14 protein-coding genes and 1 tRNA gene are annotated in these 14,947 nt (G+C 48.5%); 13 read left to right on the top strand and 2 right to left on the bottom strand.

Annotated features, from left to right (window positions below):
• Nucleotides 1-169: 169 nt before the first annotated feature.
• On the top strand, nucleotides 170-880 hold the full coding sequence (locus tag HJV72_RS12660) for an RNA polymerase sigma factor region1.1 domain-containing protein (RefSeq protein ID WP_208071428.1): 711 nt from the start codon (nucleotides 170-172) through the stop codon (nucleotides 878-880).
• Nucleotides 881-922: 42 nt separating this feature from the next.
• Here HJV72_RS12660 and HJV72_RS12655 read toward each other — a convergent pair whose 3' ends face one another.
• Nucleotides 923-2,200: an HlyC/CorC family transporter gene (locus tag HJV72_RS12655; protein ID WP_066580023.1), complete on the bottom strand. Its 1,278-nt coding sequence runs from the start codon at nucleotides 2,198-2,200 to the stop codon at nucleotides 923-925.
• A 196-nt stretch (nucleotides 2,201-2,396) separates the two neighbouring features.
• On the opposite strand from HJV72_RS12655, the gene murB reads away from it, so the two are divergent.
• The 10 genes from murB to HJV72_RS12605 all read left to right on the top strand — a co-directional run bounded on the left by murB (nucleotide 2,397) and on the right by HJV72_RS12605 (nucleotide 11,879).
• The gene (gene murB / locus HJV72_RS12650; RefSeq protein ID WP_066580021.1) at nucleotides 2,397-3,308 is read left to right on the top strand and encodes a UDP-N-acetylmuramate dehydrogenase; all 912 of its coding nucleotides are present in this window, start codon (nucleotides 2,397-2,399) and stop codon (nucleotides 3,306-3,308) included.
• A gap of 1 nt (nucleotide 3,309) precedes the next feature.
• A complete protein-coding gene (rapZ, locus tag HJV72_RS12645; protein WP_208071427.1) occupies nucleotides 3,310-4,191 on the top strand; it encodes an RNase adapter RapZ in 882 nt (293 codons plus the stop codon).
• A 33-nt stretch (nucleotides 4,192-4,224) separates the two neighbouring features.
• Nucleotides 4,225-5,106 carry a DNA-binding protein WhiA gene (whiA, locus tag HJV72_RS12640; protein WP_208071425.1) on the top strand — a complete coding sequence of 294 codons (882 nt, stop codon included), beginning with the start codon at nucleotides 4,225-4,227 and terminating at the stop codon, nucleotides 5,104-5,106.
• An 11-nt stretch (nucleotides 5,107-5,117) separates the two neighbouring features.
• Nucleotides 5,118-5,375, top strand: coding sequence for an HPr family phosphocarrier protein (locus tag HJV72_RS12635; RefSeq protein WP_049728922.1), 258 nt, complete (start codon nucleotides 5,118-5,120; stop codon nucleotides 5,373-5,375).
• Between the two features lie 95 nt (nucleotides 5,376-5,470).
• Nucleotides 5,471-6,418: a diacylglycerol/lipid kinase family protein gene (locus HJV72_RS12630; protein WP_208071423.1), complete on the top strand. Its 948-nt coding sequence runs from the start codon at nucleotides 5,471-5,473 to the stop codon at nucleotides 6,416-6,418.
• A gap of 12 nt (nucleotides 6,419-6,430) precedes the next feature.
• Entirely contained in the window at nucleotides 6,431-7,804 is a 1,374-nt protein-coding gene (locus tag HJV72_RS12625; RefSeq protein WP_208071421.1) for a sodium-dependent transporter, read from the top strand.
• 74 nt (nucleotides 7,805-7,878) lie between these two features.
• Nucleotides 7,879-7,950: transfer RNA gene (locus HJV72_RS12620), tRNA-Glu, on the top strand.
• 158 nt (nucleotides 7,951-8,108) lie between these two features.
• Nucleotides 8,109-8,972: a class II fructose-1,6-bisphosphate aldolase gene (fba, locus tag HJV72_RS12615; RefSeq protein ID WP_066579994.1), complete on the top strand. Its 864-nt coding sequence runs from the start codon at nucleotides 8,109-8,111 to the stop codon at nucleotides 8,970-8,972.
• Between the two features lie 214 nt (nucleotides 8,973-9,186).
• Entirely contained in the window at nucleotides 9,187-11,298 is a 2,112-nt protein-coding gene (locus HJV72_RS12610) for a glutamine synthetase III family protein (RefSeq protein ID WP_208071419.1), read from the top strand.
• A 119-nt stretch (nucleotides 11,299-11,417) separates the two neighbouring features.
• Complete coding sequence (locus HJV72_RS12605) at nucleotides 11,418-11,879, top strand: DUF1700 domain-containing protein (RefSeq protein WP_208071417.1); 462 nt, start codon at nucleotides 11,418-11,420, stop codon at nucleotides 11,877-11,879.
• Between the two features lie 50 nt (nucleotides 11,880-11,929).
• Here HJV72_RS12605 and HJV72_RS12600 read toward each other — a convergent pair whose 3' ends face one another.
• A complete protein-coding gene (locus HJV72_RS12600; protein WP_208071415.1) occupies nucleotides 11,930-12,733 on the bottom strand; it encodes an IclR family transcriptional regulator in 804 nt (267 codons plus the stop codon).
• Between the two features lie 248 nt (nucleotides 12,734-12,981).
• Between HJV72_RS12600 and HJV72_RS12595 the strand changes: the two genes are divergently transcribed.
• Complete coding sequence (locus HJV72_RS12595; protein ID WP_208071413.1) at nucleotides 12,982-13,869, top strand: dihydrodipicolinate synthase family protein; 888 nt, start codon at nucleotides 12,982-12,984, stop codon at nucleotides 13,867-13,869.
• An 11-nt stretch (nucleotides 13,870-13,880) separates the two neighbouring features.
• Nucleotides 13,881-14,870 carry a Bug family tripartite tricarboxylate transporter substrate binding protein gene (locus HJV72_RS12590; RefSeq protein WP_208071411.1) on the top strand — a complete coding sequence of 330 codons (990 nt, stop codon included), beginning with the start codon at nucleotides 13,881-13,883 and terminating at the stop codon, nucleotides 14,868-14,870.
• Nucleotides 14,871-14,947: the final 77 nt, after the last annotated feature.

Genomic DNA, 14,947 nt, shown 5'->3' with positions numbered 1-14,947 from the left:
CGGCAGAAGCCGATTCCATTCATTTTATCCACGTAATCGTATCACTTTCCATCATGATTTACAATGGAATTTTTATTCGGAGTGTGATAATATATGTTGTAAAACGGCGCGTCCCCCTGATGCCTCGGGGGGCTTGAGGACATAAGCCGGAAGGTGGAGGACATACTATATGGCAGACAGATTGGAATTCAGGAGCAAACTGAGCAGCATCCAGGAGCTTGCCGCCGGGCAGGGGAACCGGCTTACGATGGAAGAGATAGAGCAGTTCTTTGAAGAGGACAGCCTTTCCCGGGAACAGACAGAGCTCGTCTGTGACTATCTGCTTTCACAGAAAGTATCTGTAATCGGGTATAAGAAGCAGCCGGGCAAAATCATCGAGGCAGAGGAAGAGGCGGCAGACCTGGACAGTGAAGAGCAGGACTATCTTGCGGAATACATGAAGGACATAGAGGGCATGAAGAGCGGGAATGCGGAGGAAGCGCGCATCGCCTATTATCTGCCTCTTGTCGTAGATACGGCGCTTAAGATGCACCAGAAAGAGGTATTTATCGGCGATATGGTCCAGGAAGGGAATATCAGCCTTATGGCGGCGCTTGGCCGCTGTGAAGCGGGAGCCGACGACGAGGATACGGTGTTGGAAGAAGTACGTGCTGGCATACGTGCGTTCATAGAATCCCAGACAGAGACGAAGCGGCAGGACAAAAAGATGGTGGATCAGGTTGCCGAGCTGGATGAGACGATCCGACACATGAGCGAGGATATGGGAAGGAAAGTATCTGTTGACGAAGTGGCGCAGCAGCTTGACATGACAGAGGCACAGATTGAAGCGATACTCCATCTGGCGGGAGAAGAAGTGGAAGAGGCGCAGGAGGACAAATAAATGGACGCTGGAATGCAGATTCCAGCGTCCTTATTATCCTCGTCAATCATCTGTATCATCATCTGCTTCTGCTTCCGGCAGATATAGATGCACGGTCTCGATCCGGTTCTTATCCAGCGTCTCTACTACCATACGTATCCCTTGTTCTGTCGTAATCGTATCACCTGCTTCAGGGAGCCGGTCCAGCCGCTCGATGATGAAGCCGCCGACAGAGTCGTAATCTTCTGATTCAAAGTTCAGGTCGAGGCGGTCGTTCAGATCGTCCAGGTTGGTGGAACCTTCCACGATAAATTCCCGTTCCCCGATTTCCTGGATAAAATCCTCTTCATTTTCATCATATTCGTCATGGATTTCTCCGACAATCTCTTCTAATATATCTTCTAAAGTAATAAGTCCGGCTGTTTCGCCATATTCATCTAATACGATGGCAATGTTGAAAGATGCCTGCCGCATCTCTACCAGCAGCTCCGAGATATTTTTATATTCATAGGTAAAGTACGCTTCGCGCAGTATATCGCGTATATGGAACTCCTTCGTGTTGTCATAGAGAAGAAGGTCTTTCATGTTGATGGTACCGATGACGTTGTCTGTAGTCTCCTCGAAGACCGGCAGTCTGGTGAACTTGTCCTCCCGAAATATCTCAAGCAGCTCCACGTAGGTGCTTTCCACATCAGCAAACGTTACGTGGACGCGAGGGACCATGACGTCCTTGGCTTTGGCATCACCCAGGTCGAATACGTTATATATCATCTCGCGTTCGTCGGATTCAATGACACCGTCCTCGTGGCTGACATCTACGATGGTACGGAGCTCTGTCTCGGTCATGATATCGTTTTTCGCATTGGGGTCTACGCGCAGAAGAAGGAGCACGCCCATAGACAAACCATTGATAAGGAAGATGACAGGTGTCATGATCTTCATGAACAGGCTGATGACAGGCGCATAGATAAGTGCCATTTTCTCAGCGTGTATAGTTGCCATCGTCTTCGGCGTTATCTCCCCGAAGAGAAGTATCAATACGGTCAGGATACCACTGGCAATCGCCACCATAGAGCCCCCGAAGCTGTATGCAAGGCTTGTGGTAAGGGAGGCGGCTGATAAGTTGACGATATTGTTGCCGATAAGTATGGCGCTCAGCATCTTTCCTGAATCATCTGTTATTTTTAATAATGTTTTAGCCCGTTTATTGCCGTCTTCGGCCAGGCTGCGGATTCGAATCTTGTTGGCCGTCGTAAGAGATGTCTCCGCGGATGAGAAAAATGCAGACAATCCCAGTAGAACAACCAGTATGATAAGCTGTATGACGTCACTCGAGTCCAATGATAAGTTCACTCCTTTTTCAAAATAGATTATATGGGACTAATATAACGCATTTTCCCTGTTTTTGCAAGTCTGCGTTGAATTTGGCAGGTAGATAGTGTATGATGTACTGAGAAAATTAATGTGATGCTGTCAGGGCCCGATACCTTTTGCCCCGGCATCTGATCGAATGAAATATAATAAGATGGAGATAGATATGAATCAAGATTTTTATAACGCATTGACAGATATTCTGGCAGAGGAAAGAGTGCTCACGGATGAGCCGATGAAGAACCACACGACCTTCCGTGTTGGCGGGACGGCAGACTATTATACCATCCCCAGGACAAAGGAAGAGATAAAGGAAACTGTCCGGATATGCAGGGAATGGGCCGTTCCTTTTTATATTATCGGCAATGGGAGCAACCTTCTGGTGTCTGATAAAGGATACCGGGGAGTCATGATACAGATATGTAAGGGCATGAATGAGATAAGGATTGAGGGGCACACGCTTACGGTGCAGGCCGGTGCACTTCTGTCTGCGATTGCAGGCCGGGCGCTGGAGGCCGCTCTTGCTGGATTTGAGTTCGCGGCTGGTATCCCGGGCACGCTCGGCGGTGCCTGTGTGATGAACGCTGGCGCATACGGAGGAGAGATGAAGGATGTGCTGAGATACGTCACTGTCCTTACAGAAGATGGGGAGTTCCTTACGCTTGGCAAAGACGAGCTGGAATTAGGGTACCGGACGAGCATTATAGCCAGGGAAGGCTACATTGCTCTGGAAGCCGTGATTGAGCTGGAAGAAGGCTGTAAAGATGAGATTAGGGCCAGGATGGATGAGCTGAAGGAGAGGAGAGTCTCCAAACAGCCATTGGAATATCCAAGTGCCGGAAGTACATTCAAGAGGCCGGAAGGATATTTTGCCGGCAAGCTGATTGAAGAAGCAGGGCTTCGCGGGTACAGCGTAGGAGGTGCCCAGGTGTCAGAAAAGCATTGTGGGTTTGTCATCAACAAGGGCGGCGCTACGGCATCGGACATCATGGCACTGATTACAGAAGTGGCCGACCGGGTAGAAAGCCGGTTTGGAGTGCGGTTGGAACCGGAAGTGAAGAGATTAGGAGAGTTCTAAGATGAGATTCGTTATAGTTACAGGAATGTCGGGTGCCGGAAAGAGTACGGCGCTTAAGATGCTGGAAGATGTGGGCTATTTCTGCGTAGATAACCTGCCGGTGCCGCTGATTCCGAAGATGGCAGATCTGCTCCGTGTACCGGGGACTGAGATAAACAAGGCGGCGCTGGGGGTGGATATCCGGAGCGGGCAGAACTTCAGGGAGCTGGAGAAAGTGCTGGATGAACTGGATATTACAGGATTGAGATATGAAATCCTGTTTCTGGAATCGAGCGATAATGTACTTGTAAAGCGGTATAAGGAGACAAGAAGGTTCCACCCTCTGTCCGGCAGCGACAGCAGAGTGGACCAGGGGATACAGCGGGAGCGGGAACAGCTGAAGTTCCTGAAGAAAAGGGCGGACTATCTTATCGATACGAGCCATATGCTGACAAGAGAACTGAAAGCGGAACTGAATAAAATATTTGTCCAGAACAAAGAATATAAGAACCTGTATATCTCGGTCCTTTCTTTTGGATTCAAATATGGCATCCCCAATGACGCGGACCTTGTCTTTGACGTACGCTTTCTGCCAAATCCATATTATATAGAAGAACTCCGGTCGAAAAGCGGCAATGACAGGGAGGTAAGAGAGTACGTCATGAACAATGACAAGGCAGAGGAATTTCTTAAAAAGCTGGTAGATATGGTTGAATTCCTCATACCGAACTATATCGTGGAAGGCAAGACACAGCTCGTCATAGGCATCGGCTGCACCGGAGGCAAGCACCGGTCCGTGACATTGGCGAATGAACTGTTTGAACAGCTTAAGGATACGGATGTATATGGGATACGGATTGAACACCGCGATATAGAAAAAGACGCTATCACTAAGGCCAGATAGCACCTTGTACTGGAAAAGGTTGAGGAGAGGCAGATGTCATTTTCAGGAAATATAAAGGAAGAATTATCCGCGCATTACGCCAAGGCCAGGCACTGCAGACTGGCAGAACTGTCGGCGGTCGTGCACATGTGCGGCGGATTTTTAAAAAGCGCAGACGGTACGTGCATTCTCGGAGTACACACGGAAAATATTGCTGTTGCAAGAAAGTGCTTTACATTAATTGAAAAAACATTTAATATAAGAACTGATATCGCTGTCCGGAGAAATACGGGCAGAGACAGCAGCAGTTATTTTATCCGTGCGGTAGGAAATGAACTGCTGGCAGTCAAACATGCATCCGTCCAGGCTGTATGCTGCAAACGCTCCTACATACGCGGGGCTTTTCTTGCAGCCGGATCTATGAGCGACCCGAGCAAATCTTATCATTTTGAGATTGTATGCAGCGAAGAGGAAGAGGCCATTCATCTGAGGGATGTCATCAACAGCTTTGACATGGATGCAAAGATTGTGCCGAGAAAGAAGACTTTTGTAGTGTATCTGAAGGAAGGCTCGCAGATTGTCGATATATTGAACGTCATGGAGGCTCATATCGGGCTGATGGAGCTTGAGAATGTCAGGATACTGAAGGAGATGCGCAATTCGGTCAACCGGAAGGTAAACTGTGAGACTGCAAATATTAATAAAACCGTATCTGCTGCCGTGAGGCAGATGGAGGATATTTCTTATATAAAAGAAACCGTCGGTTTTGACAAGCTGCCGGAGGGATTAAAAGACGTTGCCCTTACACGTCTTGAATATCCGGAGGCAACTTTGAAAGAGCTTGGTAGTCTGCTCCGGGAGCCGCTTGGCAAATCAGGAGTGAACCACCGGCTGCGCAAGTTAAGTGAGATAGCTGATAAGTTAAGGGAACAGTAAGGAGGAACATTATGATTAAGAAACCTGTAACTATTCAAACGGACATGAGTACGGAAGACAGATCGGTTGCGCTGCTGGTGCAGGAAGCAAGCCAGTATCAAAGCCAGGTATTCTTCGAGGTGGAAGAAAAGAAGATCAATGCCAAGAGCATCATGGGTATGATGACACTCAGACTATGTCAGGGAGAGGAACTTACAGTAGTTGCAGAGGGCAGGGATGAAGAGGAAGCCGCAAAAGGGCTGGAGCTGTTCCTTTCTGACAAAAAATAAAATATACATACCTGTTAAACGAAGGTGTTTGATAAGGCATACATGAGAAGGGCATGAAAATGCCCTTTTTATACGCCAGGAAAAAGGAGGGGCTTATGAAAAGGCTGTTATTTATCTATAATCCGCATGCAGGAAAGGGATTGCTCAAGCCTAAGCTGTCAGATGTAATCGATATATTTGTAAAGGCCGGCTATGAGGTGGTGGCATACCCTACGCAGGCGTACCGGGACGCATATAAAAAGGTGCTGCGGTATGAGGTGGATGCTTACGATCTGGTCGTGTGCAGCGGGGGAGACGGAACGATTGATGAAGTTGTGACGGGAATGATGCAGCGCGGCGACCGGTCTCCAATCGGGTATATCCCCACCGGAACTACAAATGACTTTGCCAACAGCCTCCATATACCAAAAGGGCTGCTGAGTGCAGCGGACAATGCGGTCAACGGCAGCGTGTTTCCATGTGACGTGGGAAAATTTAATGAAGATATCTTCGTATATATAGCAGCCTTCGGACTCTTTACCGATGTATCTTACCAGACGAAGCAGGAAGTGAAGAATGTGCTCGGACATCTCGCCTATGTGCTGGAGGGAACAAAGAGGCTGTTCAATGTTCCGTCATACAGAATCAAAGTTACACACGACGGAGAGTCGATAGAAGATGAATTCATATTCGGAATGGTTACGAACTCCAGGTCGGTCGGTGGTTTCCGCAATATGGTCGGCAAGCAGGTCGTCTTTGACGACGGCGTGTTCGAAGTGACATTGATCAAGATGCCGAAGAATCCGCTTGAGCTTCAGGAAATCGTGGCGGCACTTCTGATAGAGCAGGTAGATACGAAGCATATGTTTTCATTTAAGACAGGCAATATCGTGTTTGAATCTCTGGAGGAGATACCGTGGACGCTGGATGGGGAATTCGGAGGTGTCCATGACCGGGTGGAAGTGCAGAATCTGAACAGGCAGCTTGAGATTATGGTGCCGGGGGAGCATATCAGGGAACTGATGCAGAATCCGGAGTCATATCTGCTGGAAGAGAAACGATAGAGGATCATAGTGATGGAAAAGAGAGAAAAGTTTTCTTCAAGACTGGGTTTTATACTCATCTCGGCGGGCTGTGCCATAGGTCTTGGCAATGTATGGCGCTTCCCTTATATAACAGGTAAATATGGAGGAGGGGCATTTGTGCTCATGTACCTCTTCTTCCTTGTAATATTAGGCCTTCCAATCGTAGTCATGGAGCTGTCGGTGGGCAGAGGGAGCCAGAAGAGCTCCGCCATGTCTTTCAACGCGCTGGAACCGTCCGGAAGCAAGTGGCATATATTCCGCTACTTTTCTATGGCCGGCAATTATCTGCTCATGATGTTCTATACGACAATCGGAGGGTGGATGCTGGCGTACTTTGTCAAGATGACGAAGGGGGACTTTGCCGGGGCAGATACGGCCGAAGTAGAGGCCGTCTTCAGCGCTCTTACGTCCAATCGGAATGCGATGCTTTTCTGGATGGTGCTTATCTCTGTGGCAGCGCTTCTTATCTGCTCGATGGGGCTTCAGAAAGGAGTAGAGCTCATTACGAAGGTGATGATGTCGAGCCTTCTTGTCATCATGATCGTGCTTGTCATACGTGCCATGACGCTTCCTGACGCGATGGAGGGGCTTAAGTTCTATCTGCTGCCTGATTTTGGGAAGATGGGAGAGGCCGGAATAAAGGAAGCGGTATTTGCGGCGATGGGACAGGCATTCTTCACGCTGAGTGTCGGTGTCGGATCGCTTGCCATATTCGGCAGCTATATCGGCAGAGAGCGAAGTCTTGCGGGCGAAGCGGTGAGCATCACGGCGCTGGACACCTTCGTGGCGGTCGTGGCGGGCCTTATCATCTTTCCGGCCTGCTTTGCATTTGACGTGAATCCGGGGGAAGGCCCTGGATTGGTGTTCGTAACCCTGCCAAACGTATTCAGGGAGATGCCGGGAGGCAGGATATGGGGCAGCCTTTTCTTCCTGTTTATGACCTTTGCTGCCCTGTCTACGATTGTGGCGGTATTCCAGAACATCATCCAGTTCGCAAGAGATCTGTGGGGCTGGCCGCTTAAGAAGTCTGTCATAGTGAACGGCGGCCTTCTCATATTGCTCAGCATCCCGTGCGTACTCGGGATGACAGACTGGTCCTCCTTCACGGTAGGCGGCAAGAATATTATGGATATGGAGGACTTTATCGTGAGCAATAATCTGCTCCCGCTCGGTTCCATGGTATATCTGCTGTTCTGCGTGACGAGATATGGATGGGGATGGGACAACTTCCTCAGGGAGGCCAACGCCGGCGAGGGCATGCGGTTTCCGTCGGGGCGTGGAGCCAGGTTCTATCTGACATTTATCCTGCCGCTCATCGTGTTCGGAATCTTTATCCAGGGCTATATAAGCATGATATTGAAATAAATTTTAAAATTCTAAAAAAAATGCTTGTCTATTACAGCTTTATTTGCTATAATAGGCAAGCAGGAAAAAATTACGGCTCCATGGTCAAGCGGTTAAGACGCTAGCCTCTCACGCTGGAATCAGGGGTTCGATTCCCCTTGGAGTCACTGATTGCTACCGGTATCTTTCTCTAAAGATGCCGGTATTTTTTATTGGCAAACATTATTGTGTTTTCACGGGTAATGATATATAATGTTAAAAGCGAAACAATTACATTATATGTCGGCGGTCTGCCGCCATAGTGTAGGAATTGGAGGAATATTATATGTTAGTATCAGCAAAAGAGATGCTTGAAAAAGCGGTAGAGGGGCATTATGCAGTAGGTCAGTTCAATATCAACAACCTGGAATGGACGAAAGCGATTCTGCTTACGGCTGAGGAGTGTAAATCACCTGTAATCTTAGGTGTGTCTGAGGGCGCGGGAAAATATATGTCAGGCTTTAAGACTGTACAGGCGATGGTATCAGCTATGGTGGATGAACTTGGAATCACGGTACCTGTTGCGACACATCTGGATCACGGAAGCTATGACGGATGTCTGAAATGTATCGATGCAGGATTTACTTCCATCATGTTTGACGGCTCCAAATATCCAATCGAGGAGAATGTTGCCAAGACGAAAGAACTGATTGCCATATGTAAGGAAAAGGGAATGTCCATCGAGGCTGAAGTAGGGGCTATCGGCGGCGAGGAAGACGGAGTGATTGGACAGGGCGAATGCGCGGATCCTCAGGAATGCAAGATGATTGCCGACCTTGGGGTAGACATGCTCGCAGCAGGAATCGGCAATATCCACGGCAAATACCCTGAGAACTGGGCTGGATTAAGCTTTGAGACTCTGGACGCGATTCAGCAGCTGACAGGGAAGATGCCGCTCGTGCTTCACGGTGGGACAGGAATCCCGGATGATATGGTCAAGAAGGCTATCGACCTCGGTGTAGCCAAGATTAATGTAAATACAGACTGCCAGTTATCATTTGCAGATGCGACACGTAAATATATTGAAGCAGGCAAAGACTTGGAAGGCAAGGGATTCGACCCACGTAAGCTGTTGAAGCCAGGTACAGACGCTATTATGCAGACTGTAAAAGAAAAGATGGAATTATTCGGTTCAGTTGGAAAAGCTTAAGTCGCAGAATGAAATTTTTACTTGCCTTTTTCGGCTGATTGAGGTATACTAGCAGACGTAGAAATGAACAAAGGCGTTCCAACCGGTGTTGGGGTGCCTTTTTCTATGTGATACAGGTGGCTGTGCTCAGCTGTGCCACAAAAACTTTCCGGGAGACGGCAGATTAGGCCCTCCCGCTGCTGTTCGATTAAATACAAGAAAGGAAACAGAGAATATGAGCGAAGCAATTAATGTAGCTGAAATATTTGGAGAAGACGTGTTCAATGACACCGTCATGCTGGAACGCCTGCCTAAGAAGGTCTATAAGGATCTGAAAAAGACGATTGAAGAGGGCAAGGAACTGGACCTGGCAACAGCGGATGTCATTGCGCATGAGATGAAAGAATGGGCGATTGAAAAGGGGGCTACCCATTATACGCACTGGTTCCAGCCTCTTACCGGCGTTACGGCCGAGAAGCATGACTCATTTATATCTGCTCCGCTTGACAACGGCAAGGTGCTGATGAGCTTCTCCGGAAAAGAGCTGATCAAGGGTGAGCCGGATGCATCTTCCTTTCCGTCCGGGGGGCTGCGCGCTACATTCGAAGCCCGGGGCTATACGGCCTGGGACTGTACGTCACCTGCGTTCGTAAGGCACGATGCCGCTGGAGCGACTCTCTGTATTCCGACGGCTTTCTGTTCTTATACAGGGGAAGCGCTTGATCAGAAGACGCCGCTGCTTCGCTCGATGGAAGTCATTAGCGAACAGTCGTTAAGGCTCGTACGGCTGTTTGGTAACACGACCTCTAAGAAAGTAACTCCATGCGTTGGGGCGGAACAGGAATATTTTCTCGTTGACGGCGGGAAGTTCCGTCTCAGGAAGGATCTGATATATACCGGGCGTACGCTTTTTGGCGCCATGCCCCCGAAGGGCCAGGAGCTGGACGACCATTACTTCGGCACAATCCGTCAGAGGATTGCGGGATTCATGAAGGATACAAACGAAGAACTGTGGAGAGTCGGCGTTACGGCGAAGACGCAGCATAACGAGGTAGCACCGGCGCAGCATGAGCTTGCACCTATCTATGCGCCGGCGAATATCGCGGTGGATCACAACCACCTTGTGATGCAGACGCTGAAACGTGTGGCCGGAAAGCATGGAATGAAGTGTCTGCTCCATGAAAAGCCGTTTGCAGGGGTCAACGGTTCCGGGAAGCATGACAACTGGTCTATTACGACAGACGATGGCAGGAATCTGCTGGAACCTGGCAAGACGCCGCATGAGAATATCCAGTTCCTTCTTGTCCTCACCTGTATACTGAAGGCGGTGGACGAACATGCGGATCTCCTGCGCGAATCTGCGGCGGACCCTGGCAACGACCACCGGCTTGGAGCGAATGAAGCGCCTCCGGCTATTATATCTGTCTTTTTAGGCGAGCAGCTGGAAGATGTGCTTGATCAGCTTATCAGTACCGGGGAGGCAACCCATAGCCTGAAGGGAGGAACGCTGGAGACCGGCGTCAGGACGCTGCCGGATCTGGCTAAAGACGCGACCGACAGGAACAGGACATCGCCGTTCGCATTTACAGGAAATAAGTTTGAATTCCGTATGGTCGGCTCCCGTGATTCGGTTGCAGGCCCTAACGTAGTCATCAATACGATTGTGGCGGAAGCGTTCAGCGAAGCGTGCGATATACTGGAGAAGGCCGATGACTTTGAGATGGCGGTCCATGATCTGATCAAGCAGTATGCGACAGAGCATTACCGCATCGTGTTCAATGGCAACGGTTATGCGGATGAGTGGGTGGAAGAAGCAGCCAGGAGGGGGCTTCCGAATATCAAATCCATGGTTGAGGCTATACCGGCGCTGACGACAGAAAAGTCGGTCAGGATGTTTGAGAAGTTCAATGTATTTACAAGAGCGGAACTGGAATCCCGTGCGGAGATCAAGTACGAGAATTATTCCAAGGCTATCAATATAGAGGCCCGCACTATGATCGATATGGCGAGCAAGCAGATTATCCCGGCTGTAATCAGGTATACGAAGAGCCTGGCAGATACGGTCGTCGCAGTTAAGGAAGCGGGAGCGGATATGTCCGTTCAGTCTGAACTTCTGAAGGAAGTGTCGGCGCTGCTGGCAGATACGAAAAAGGCGCTGGAAGCTCTTATAATTGCAGCGGATAAGGCGGTCCGTATGGAAGAGGGGAAGGAACAGGCAGAGTATTATCATTCTGACGTCGTGCCTGCGATGGCTGCACTCCGTGCTCCGGTTGACGCGCTGGAGATGATCGTCGATAAAGAAGCATGGCCGATGCCGTCGTATGGAGATTTGATTTTTGAAGTCTGATTCTTTAGAAATTGATTAGAAAAATTTAAGGACCTTGGGCTTGGAATGACAGTTTATATATGTTATTCTAGGTTCAAGGTTCTTGTGTTTAACAGTGGTGACGTTGGGAGGATTAACGGATGACGCAAAATGAATTCTTGGAAAAGCTCCGGAATGCGTTGGAAAATGACCTTGGAGGGTCGGCGGTTCAGGATAATGTAGAATATTATAGGTCTTATATAATGGAAGAAGTGAGGAAGGGCAGGCCGGAGGCAGAGGTTGTTGGCGAGCTCGGCGATCCCTGGGTCATTGCACGAACACTTATCGACGCTGCTGGGAATGTCACGGAAACATACGGCGGATACGAGGCCAAGGAAGCAGCAGGGAGACGAGGAAGCGGACAGAATTATGGAACTGGCGGAAGCGTCCATGTATTTGGAATCGATGCCTGGTGGAAGAAGCTGCTTCTTGTACTTGGCATCATCGGCGTAGTGCTGATTGTCATAGCTGTGATAGGAGGCATCTTCAGCCTTTTGATGCCATTGATTGTGCCAATCATAGTTGTGATGCTTGTGGTCCGCCTGATAGGGCGGCGCAGATGAAAAAAGAGGGGATTTCCCCTCTTTTTTTTGTTCTGATATCGCAGGTTCCGTCAAAAGGGAGAAGATACCTTGGATGCGGGGAATTCCGATGCTTTGCCGGACAGGACAGAACAGGTGCGGGACAGCATTTCGGCATATCCTGGAATCAGCTCGTCTTTCATATTCATGACAGTACCGGAGATGCTGATTGCTGCAACGGCATGTCCGTTGCTGTTCAACACTGGTACGGCTACGCATTTGACGTTGGGAGTTTCTTCTTCTAAATCTACCGCGTATCCCCTGGACTGAATCAGCTCCACCTCTTTAAAAAGTGCTTCTTCGGTGGTGATGGTGTTCGGGGTCTTCGGGGGAAGCCCCCAGCGGCGGAGGATGGCTTGCTGCTCTTCCCTGGGAAGATAAGAAAACATCGCTTTTCCGCAGCCGGTACAGTGCATGGGCAGGATTTTCCCGGAGATAGAGTAATTGGCCATCCGTTGTGTAGGGTACAGGCCTTCGAGATATAAGACCTGGCCATTGATATACGAAACAAGGTAGATGATTTCACCGGTTTTATCCTGCAGGTCTTCCAGAAAAGGAAGTGCATATTGTACTACAGGCAATGAAGAGCGCAGTAAATAACTAAGATTTAATATTTTATATCCCAGAGTATAGTTCTGCGTTGCGGCATCTTTTAATAAATAGCCGGAATGTTCTAAAGTACGCACGAGGTTAAGAGTGGTGCTCTTGGGATAAGATAATAGAGAACTGATTTGAGCAAGGGAAAGCTGAGGCTGCTCAACCGAAAAACAGTTCAATATATTCAATGCCTTTTGGACGGAATTAACCAATCCGGTGTTCTCTTGTCTATGTTCCATATAGTCAAATCTCCCTGAAATTAAGTATTTCTTAAATCATATAACGTTTTTGCAGAGGTGTCAATGAAATATAGAATGATGATAAGAAAAACTGAATAATATACAAAAATAATCATCAGTATTTAGTGAAAAATGACTATAAAAATAATATTGACAGAAAAATAATTGTATATTATGATTTATTTGTGAACAGTAATAACGAATGATATTCAGTATTACTGAACAAATAAACAGAAGAAAGGGGAAGCATGAAAAAGTTATATGGAGTAATCACGGCAATGACGACACCTTTTACATCAACCGGAGAAGTTGACAAAGAGGCGCTGGAGCAGCAAGTAGAATTTTTGATTTCTAAAGGGGTAAATTGCCTCTATCCGACAGGGACTACAGGAGAGATGTACTTGATGAGCGTGGATGAAAGAAAACTTGTAGCGGAAACGGTTGTGAAAAAAGCAGCCGGCAGGGTTACGGTTTATATTCACGTGGGGGCGATGGGCCAGGAGGACACCATCATTCTTGCGAAACATGCAGAAGAAATCGGAGCGGACGGAATCGGAGTAGTCACACCAAGTTACTTTACGGTAGATGAGCGGGCGATGGTGGAATATTACAGAACGGTATCTTCTGCTGTTTCAAAAGAATTTCCGGTATATGTATATGTGATACCGCAACTTGCACATAACGATATTACCCCGGAGACGATGGAGATTATCTGTAACGAGTGCACAAATGTAATCGGCGTGAAGTACAGCTATCCGGACATGACCCGTCTTCTGCAGTACCTGCGGGTAAATGATGGAGATTTTTCCGTGGTGTTTGGTGCGGATCATATGTTTCTGCCGGCCTTGGCGGCAGGGGCAGACGGGACGGTCTCGGGGTGTTCCGGCCCGTTTCCGGAAGCTTTTGTTGAAGTCTACAAGCAGTTTAAGGCGGGTGATATGCAGGCGGCAAAAAAGGCGCAGGACAAAGCGACCTCTCTGGCATGGCTGATGAAGGGTGGAGCTGACATGTCTATTTTCAAACATATCTTAACGTTCCGTGGCATACGCGGCGGGCATATGAAAAAACCTTTGCTGGATCTGACAAAAGAACAAGTGGAACAGTTGAAAAGAGATGTAGAAGTGTATTTGGATTAAGGAGGATGAATATGAAGCTTAAAAAAGTAATTTCATTAACAGCAGTTTGTGCCCTGGTATTGTCCCTGGCAGCATGCGGAACCAAAGGAGGAGATACCAAGGGAGAAAAGAGTGATTTCCCGGACGGGAAGCAGATATCCATTGTTGTTCCATATGCGGCAGGCGGGGCATCTGATACAACGGCAAGGATTTTCGCTACTCAATTTGAAGATGCACTGGATACTTCGGTTACCGTAACGAATGTTGAAGGGGCTTCCGGAGCGATCGGGCTTCAGCAGGTGGCGGACAGCAAACCTGACGGATATACCGTATCCTATATGCCGGTAGAGTCTACGATGCTAAAAGCACTTGGATATACAAAAGTCTCAACAGATGATTTTAAATTTATCGGGCGGGCGATGACTATCCCGGCAGCCATTACGGTGCGTGCGGACAGTGAATGGCAGACATTCGAGGAATTCATAGAATATGCAAAAGCGAATCCAGGGGAGATCCAAATCGGCAACTCCGGAACTGGTTCCATCTGGCACATTGCAGCGGCAACAGTAGAGCAGGAATGCGGCGTTCAATTCACGCATGTACCTTTTGATGGTGCATCTCCGGCGGTAGCAGCGCTGCTTGGAGACAATATCCAGGCAGTGGCAGTAAGCCCGTCAGAAGTAAAGTCCAATGTGGATTCAGGAGAATTCAGAGTCTTGGCGGTTCTTGGAGATGAGCGTTCGGATGTGGTCCCGGATGTGCAGACGGCGTCAGAACTCGGCTATGATATTACGATTCAGGGATGGGGCGGATTCGCAGTGCCCAAAGATACTCCCCAGGATGTTGTTGACATTTTAAGTGATGCAGCAGAAAAAGCGATTAATTCTGATGAGATGACAGAAGTATTGGAGACGAACGGATTCACACCTGCGTATTTAAGCGGATCTGAGATGGATAAAGTGGCCTCCGGGCTCCTGGCAGATTATGCAGAGCTTATTCCGAAGCTTGGAATTACACAATAGCAGGACACCAGATACAGATATGACATCCAGGCTGCAGGAAGTGCAGTCTGGATTGCCATAGAGAGAGGAGAGCTTGT

Source organism: Extibacter sp. GGCC_0201 (genome assembly GCF_017566055.1).
Lineage (GTDB): Bacteria > Bacillota > Clostridia > Lachnospirales > Lachnospiraceae > Extibacter.
The sequence above is the reverse complement of the archived record's forward strand: the minus strand, read 5'-3'. Positions and strand labels throughout refer to the sequence as shown.

Excerpts from the sequence above, each read along its gene's own strand:
- HJV72_RS12595 (WP_208071413.1), top strand. The coding sequence starts at position 12,982 with ATGAAAAAGTTATATGGAGTAATCACGGCAATGACGACACCTTTTACA.
- HJV72_RS12605 (WP_208071417.1), top strand. The coding sequence starts at position 11,418 with ATGACGCAAAATGAATTCTTGGAAAAGCTCCGGAATGCGTTGGAAAAT.
- HJV72_RS12630 (WP_208071423.1), top strand. The coding sequence starts at position 5,471 with ATGAAAAGGCTGTTATTTATCTATAATCCGCATGCAGGAAAGGGATTG.
- HJV72_RS12610 (WP_208071419.1), top strand. The coding sequence starts at position 9,187 with ATGAGCGAAGCAATTAATGTAGCTGAAATATTTGGAGAAGACGTGTTC.
- murB (WP_066580021.1), top strand. The coding sequence starts at position 2,397 with ATGAATCAAGATTTTTATAACGCATTGACAGATATTCTGGCAGAGGAA.
- HJV72_RS12590 (WP_208071411.1), top strand. The coding sequence starts at position 13,881 with ATGAAGCTTAAAAAAGTAATTTCATTAACAGCAGTTTGTGCCCTGGTA.
- rapZ (WP_208071427.1), top strand. The coding sequence starts at position 3,310 with ATGAGATTCGTTATAGTTACAGGAATGTCGGGTGCCGGAAAGAGTACG.
- HJV72_RS12600 (WP_208071415.1), bottom strand. The coding sequence starts at position 12,733 with ATGGAACATAGACAAGAGAACACCGGATTGGTTAATTCCGTCCAAAAG.
- HJV72_RS12625 (WP_208071421.1), top strand. The coding sequence starts at position 6,431 with ATGGAAAAGAGAGAAAAGTTTTCTTCAAGACTGGGTTTTATACTCATC.
- fba (WP_066579994.1), top strand. The coding sequence starts at position 8,109 with ATGTTAGTATCAGCAAAAGAGATGCTTGAAAAAGCGGTAGAGGGGCAT.
- HJV72_RS12635 (WP_049728922.1), top strand. The coding sequence starts at position 5,118 with ATGATTAAGAAACCTGTAACTATTCAAACGGACATGAGTACGGAAGAC.
- whiA (WP_208071425.1), top strand. The coding sequence starts at position 4,225 with ATGTCATTTTCAGGAAATATAAAGGAAGAATTATCCGCGCATTACGCC.
- HJV72_RS12660 (WP_208071428.1), top strand. The coding sequence starts at position 170 with ATGGCAGACAGATTGGAATTCAGGAGCAAACTGAGCAGCATCCAGGAG.